4 protein-coding genes are annotated in these 5358 nt (G+C 56.1%); 3 read left to right on the top strand and 1 reads right to left on the bottom strand.

Going from position 1 to position 5358, the window contains the following annotated elements; all coding sequences use genetic code 11:
• The 3 genes from Q0X57_RS07350 to yihA all read left to right on the top strand — a co-directional run.
• A partial coding sequence (locus Q0X57_RS07350; RefSeq protein WP_297729688.1) for an alpha-2-macroglobulin family protein occupies nucleotides 1–3322 on the top strand: 3322 nt, incomplete at its 5' end.
• Nucleotides 3315–3875 (top strand): HD domain-containing protein, encoded by a 561-nt coding sequence (locus tag Q0X57_RS07345; protein WP_297729685.1) that lies wholly within the window; start codon nucleotides 3315–3317, stop codon nucleotides 3873–3875. The genes Q0X57_RS07350 and Q0X57_RS07345, both read left to right, overlap by 8 nt.
• Before the next feature lie 37 nt (nucleotides 3876–3912).
• Nucleotides 3913–4524: a ribosome biogenesis GTP-binding protein YihA/YsxC gene (gene yihA, locus Q0X57_RS07340; RefSeq protein ID WP_297729682.1), complete on the top strand. Its 612-nt coding sequence runs from the start codon at nucleotides 3913–3915 to the stop codon at nucleotides 4522–4524.
• Here the strand turns inward: yihA and Q0X57_RS07335 are convergent.
• A complete protein-coding gene (locus Q0X57_RS07335; RefSeq protein ID WP_297729679.1) occupies nucleotides 4521–5102 on the bottom strand; it encodes an outer membrane beta-barrel protein in 582 nt (193 codons plus the stop codon). The genes yihA and Q0X57_RS07335 overlap by 4 nt on opposite strands.
• Nucleotides 5103–5358: the final 256 nt, after the last annotated feature.

Raw genomic sequence — 5358 nt, 5'->3', positions numbered from 1 at the left:
GACTTTTACCATCCGTGTAACCAACGAGGACAATACGCCCATAGCCACAACGCTAGAGCTACGACTCACCTCGCTCGCTGATACGACAAGCTCTTGGTCGGTAGAGGTGCCCGCCAACGAAGAGCAGCACCTGCCCGCTGAGTGGCTTCGCCTACCTTCGGGCTCCTACCGCTTGACTTACATTTACCACGATAAGAGGGGTGAGACGCTAGAGAAAGAGCAAGAGGTAGTCCTCTTTGCAGAGCATGACAAGCGTCTACCGATACAGAGGGTGCTGTGGGCTGCTTCGCCCTCGAAGGAATATCCACGAGGTGGCGCGCCTACGATATACTATGCCAGCAACGAGAGCCAGCAGTCTATCTACTACGTCATCAATACGGTAGACCAGCCCGCTATCTACGGACAGCTCCCTGCGCTCCCCGCCCAGCAGGTGGGTCGCTGGCAGCCGACGCTCCCCAAGAGTGTCGACCCGAAGGGGCAGATCCGCATAGAGCTGTACTGCGTGCGCGACGGACGCTACACCTCTCAGAGCTTAGAGTATCGCTATACGGCTGACCAGCCGACCCTGCAGCTCTCGTGGATCGAGATGCCCGACAAGCTCCTCGCTGGCGAGACCCACACGTGGCAAGCTCGCCTCACCTACAGCGATGGCACGCCTGCTCGCCGCATCCCCGTCATGGCGTGGATGTATGACGCTGCCTTGGAGAGCCTGCGCTCGCACAGCATCTATCGCTTGGCTCAATACATACCGCTCTACCTTCAGAATGTCAGTCCTAACCCTTGCTTCAGATTTGACCTAGAGAAGCTCACGCCAATGGATTATGGTGCGCTTTCTGGTGCGGTTTATGGTGTTAGAGCAAGCGTTCCGCCGATGATGGCTCTTGCCAAGAACGAATCCTTAGTAGAAGATGATCTAGACCTCGCCTATGACGAAGCCGGAGCAAAGAGAGAGAGCAGCAACAGACTAGACGAGGTGGTGGTCACTGGCTTCGCCGCGCCTATTTTGCGGAAGGACTTCTCTCAGACCGCCTTCTTCCTAGCGGACCTCTACACCGACGACGAGGGCATTGTCACCTTTACGGGCAAGATGCCCGAAGCACTCTCCAGCTATCGCCTTGCGCTCTTTGGCTACGACAGCAGATTGACGGACTGCGCCGCTACGGCCGACATCAAGAGCTACCGCCAGCTGATGGTCGAGACGCTGCAGCCACGCTTCCTCATGCAGGGAGACCAAGCCTACTTGACGGGGTCGATTCGTAACCTCACCGAGGAGCCGCTCCGTGGCAACCTCCGACTAGTCCTCTACGATGCTCTGGCGGCGGACAGCACGGCGACACCGCTTGCCGACGGCACGCTGGAGTTCGCTCTCACCGTTCCCGCCAGTGGCGTGACGCCTTACGCCATCGCCCTACCCGCTCTGCCAGATCTCTCGGCACTGCGGGTACAGGTCTACTTCGTCAGCGACTCACTCAGCGATGGCGAGGAATACGTCATCCCCGTACAGCCAGCGACGGTACGCACCGTCGAGAGTATCCCCTTCGCATGGGACAAGCAGGCAAGCTACTCCTATCCGCTCAGCGCGTTGCTCGGGCAGGCAAGCGATCCGTCAGCTTCGCTACACCTACAGCTCTGGAGCAATCCACGTTACTTCGCCTTGCAGCAACTGCCGATCCTCTTTAACAATGAGGAGCGAGACGCTATCAATACGGTGATGCGCATCTACACTTTGACCCGCACGCAGCGACTGCTACGCCAGCCGGAGATAGCTCAGTGGGTTCAGGCACAAGCTCAAGCGAAAGCAACCGAGGGTGCCAACAAGTTGACCAGCAACCGTGAGATCACACTCCTACCGCTAGACGAGACTCCTTGGCGTGCTACCGAGCGGTGGCTAGACGGTGCACAGGAACAGCTCTGGACACTCTTCAAGGCGCCCAATAAGCGCACCGCTACTAAGGACATAGCGCAGTTGCGCAACCTACAGACCAGTTCAGGAGACTGGTCGTGGTACCCCGATATGCCAGGCTCCTCTTACCTCACGCCGCTCATCCTCGACTACCTCGCATCGGTCAGTGAACTAGAGCCAAACGAAGAGATAACCGCCATGCTCACTCGTGGTTGGCAGGCTTACGACCGCACCACGACCAAGCAGATGCAAGAGATGAAGAAAGAGCTAGTCAAGAGCAAGCGGAAACCGACCCTCCCCGCATGGGGTGCCGAGTGGCTCTACCTCTCCTACCGCTGGCGTGATGCTAAGGCTTTGCAAAAAGACCAGACCACGAAGACACTCATCGACTACCTCACGCCACTCCTCGTCAAGGAGGCGCAGCAGCTCCCCCTCTACGCCCTACCGCAAGCAGCCTACACGCTCTGCAAGCTGGGCAACGTAGCGCAAGCACGACAGCTCGCCGAGATCCTGCACGACCACCTATCCTACGAAGCGGCTCAGGGAGCTTTCTTTGCCAACACCCTCGTTGGCGGTTACTTCTGGCGAGACCGCTCTATGTCGCTACAGCGTGAGACTATCGAGCTCTTCGAGCTGTTGGGTATCTACCCCGACACGGTACAGCAGATGCGTCGCTGGGCGATGGAGTACCTACGCACCAATCTGCGCGCCTCCAACCTCACGCAGCTAGAGCTCCTGCTCACGCTCCTAGAGGACGGCACTGGGGAAACGGCTAAGCACGACCAGGTGACCATCTCCATCCCTCTTGCCGATGGTACGACCAAGCGCATCGAGACCGACTCTTACTGCGGACTACAGTACAAGCCTAGCCAGCTAGACCGCACGGGTAGCATCGTCATCACCCACAGTGACCCGCAAGCTATCCTCTGGGGTGGCATCCTAAGCGTTGGCGAGAAGCCGCTTAGCGAAGTGTCCGAGCGACAAGGTGAACTGATGATCGAGAGCAAAACTTACGTTCGTGAGGAGATCAATGGGCAACTGCAAGAGCGTCCCATCCAGTCTGGCGAAAAGCTCACCGTCGGGACTATCCTCATCACGAAGCTTCGCATCACCACACGTCGTGACCTAGACTTCGTCACCATACGAGATATGCGCTCCGCATGCTGTGAACCGCTAGAGCAGCTCAGTCACTACGAGTGGCAGGGCGGTTTAGGCTACTATGTCGAGGCACGGAACTATGCGCAGATATACCATATCAATAGTCTACTCCGTGGTTCCTACGAGATTAGCTACGAGCAGAGCGTGGTACGTCCAGGCACCTATCAGCGTGGTATCACGCAGGCTCAGTGCGCTTACGCCACCGAGTACTCCGCCCAGACCGCTATGCCAACCCCTTACACCGTAATAGCAAATGATTGACCCCATACAAATCATCGAGCGTTACTACCCTACCGACACGCTCGGCTACCGCATCCTGCTGACCCATAGCCAGCAGGTTGCCGAGCTAGCGCTTGAAGTTGTACGTCAGCATCCCGAGCTAGCGTGCGACGAGCGATTTGTCTACGAGGGAGCCATGCTCCACGACATCGGCATCTACCTCACCGACGCCCCCACGATCGGTTGCTACGGCACCGAGCCCTACTTACGGCACGGCTACCTTGGTGGCGAGCTACTACGCGAGCTAGGTTTGGAGCGTCATGCGCAGGTTGCCGAGCGCCACACCGGCACAGGACTAGACAGCGAGACCATCCACGCTCGTGGACTAGATCTCCCGACCGACCGCCTCTATATGCCCCAGAGCATCGAGGAGCGGGTCATCTGCTATGCCGACAAATTTTACTCCAAGAGCCAGCTAGAGCATCAGAAGCCTCTGGAGAAAGTTCGCGCCTCGCTCGCCAAGTTTGGCGCTGACTCCTTAGCCCGCTTCGATCAGATGCACAAGCAGTTTCAAGTGCCCAGTACATTAGTCTAAAGCACCTATTCATTCATCTACCAAGACCCAAACCACAATGTTAATACACTCCGCCACCTTCGTACAGAGCAGTCCTTCAGTCAAGACCTGCCCCCAGAGCACCCTCCCTGAGTACGCCTTCATCGGGCGCTCCAACGTGGGCAAGTCCTCGCTCATCAATATGCTCACCGGGCACAAAGGGCTAGCGATGACCTCGCAAAAGCCTGGTAAGACGCAGCTCATCAACCACTTTCTGATCAATCAATCGTGGCATCTCGTGGACCTGCCTGGCTACGGCTACGCACGCCGAAGCCTTGAGCAGCGAGAGCAGTTTCGCAAGCTAATCACCCAGTATGTCTCTAAGCGCGAGGCTCTAGTCAATCTCTTTGTCCTCGTGGACATACGACATGAGCCGCAGCGCATCGACCTAGAGTTTATCAACGAGATGGGCGAAAAAGGCATCCCCTTCAGTATCGTCTTCACCAAAGCAGACAAGATCGGCAAGCAGGTACAGCAGGAGGCTGTAGAGGCTTACCGATCTCGTCTACTAGAAGATTGGGAGGAGCTACCGCCCCTTTTCGTGACCAGTGCGTCGACTGGCATGGGGCGTGACGAACTCCTCGATTATATTGATCAGCTCAACCGTATGATAGCTGAGCAGGAGAGCTAAAATTCTAGCTCCAGTCCGACCATCAGATGCTCTGGCGTGAAGGAAAGTCCGAATCCATTTGAAGGCACGCCAGGCTCATCACCATGGAAGCTCTTGCGATAGCCCAAGAATCCCAGACGCATACAGAGGCACAAGCCCTCCGCAAGGTCTAGACAAGCGCCTGGACGCAAGCCCACCTCAAAGCCCTGGTGACTATGTTCGCCCTGTCTCTCATAGCTGTAGCCGACATTGCCGTCTAGATAGAGGTTGAAGGGACCTCTGTGTAGGTAGTAGTAGCGGACGAAAGGTGAGAGCGAGAACTCGTGCTGTAGCGCCTTCTTGCTAGCCGTCTCATACGACTTCAGTCCGTAGCCAGCCATCAGTCCCACGGCCCAGGTGTCGTTGATGAAGTAACCTAGCTCAGGATGAAACTCTAGCGACGTCGTCTTGGCATCGCTATTAACCCAAAAGCTAGCGACACCGCCCACGAACCACGATGCGTGATCTTCGTGTTCATTCGTTGTGGTCTGTGCCTGCAAAGAGCTGCAGCTCCAGAGGAGGGCTAGTAGCCCTGCGAAAAGGGTGAATAGTCTCTTCATGTTTGGTGGTATATGTGTTTATTGGCGGCAAAGGTCGGAATCTTTTAGGAGAAAAGCAATACCAATATAAGGGTAATACCCACCTTATCGGTCACTTCCTCGGGGTGATCAACCATTTCCATAATTATAAAACTCTAGTTTCTACCGTATGAAACTGCCGTTTCTACCGAGGAAATTAGAATTCGCCACGGAACAATCGGCAAATTCCTCCGAACTTTCATTTCATTCCTCCGAACTTTCATTTCATTCTTCCGAA

It is taken from the genome of uncultured Porphyromonas sp. (assembly GCF_947254915.1).
Lineage (GTDB): Bacteria > Bacteroidota > Bacteroidia > Bacteroidales > Porphyromonadaceae > Porphyromonas.
The sequence above is the reverse complement of the archived record's forward strand: the minus strand, read 5'-3'. Positions and strand labels throughout refer to the sequence as shown.

Excerpts from the sequence above, each read along its gene's own strand:
- Q0X57_RS07345 (WP_297729685.1), top strand. The coding sequence starts at position 3,315 with ATGATTGACCCCATACAAATCATCGAGCGTTACTACCCTACCGACACG.
- yihA (WP_297729682.1), top strand. The coding sequence starts at position 3,913 with ATGTTAATACACTCCGCCACCTTCGTACAGAGCAGTCCTTCAGTCAAG.
- Q0X57_RS07335 (WP_297729679.1), bottom strand. The coding sequence starts at position 5,102 with ATGAAGAGACTATTCACCCTTTTCGCAGGGCTACTAGCCCTCCTCTGG.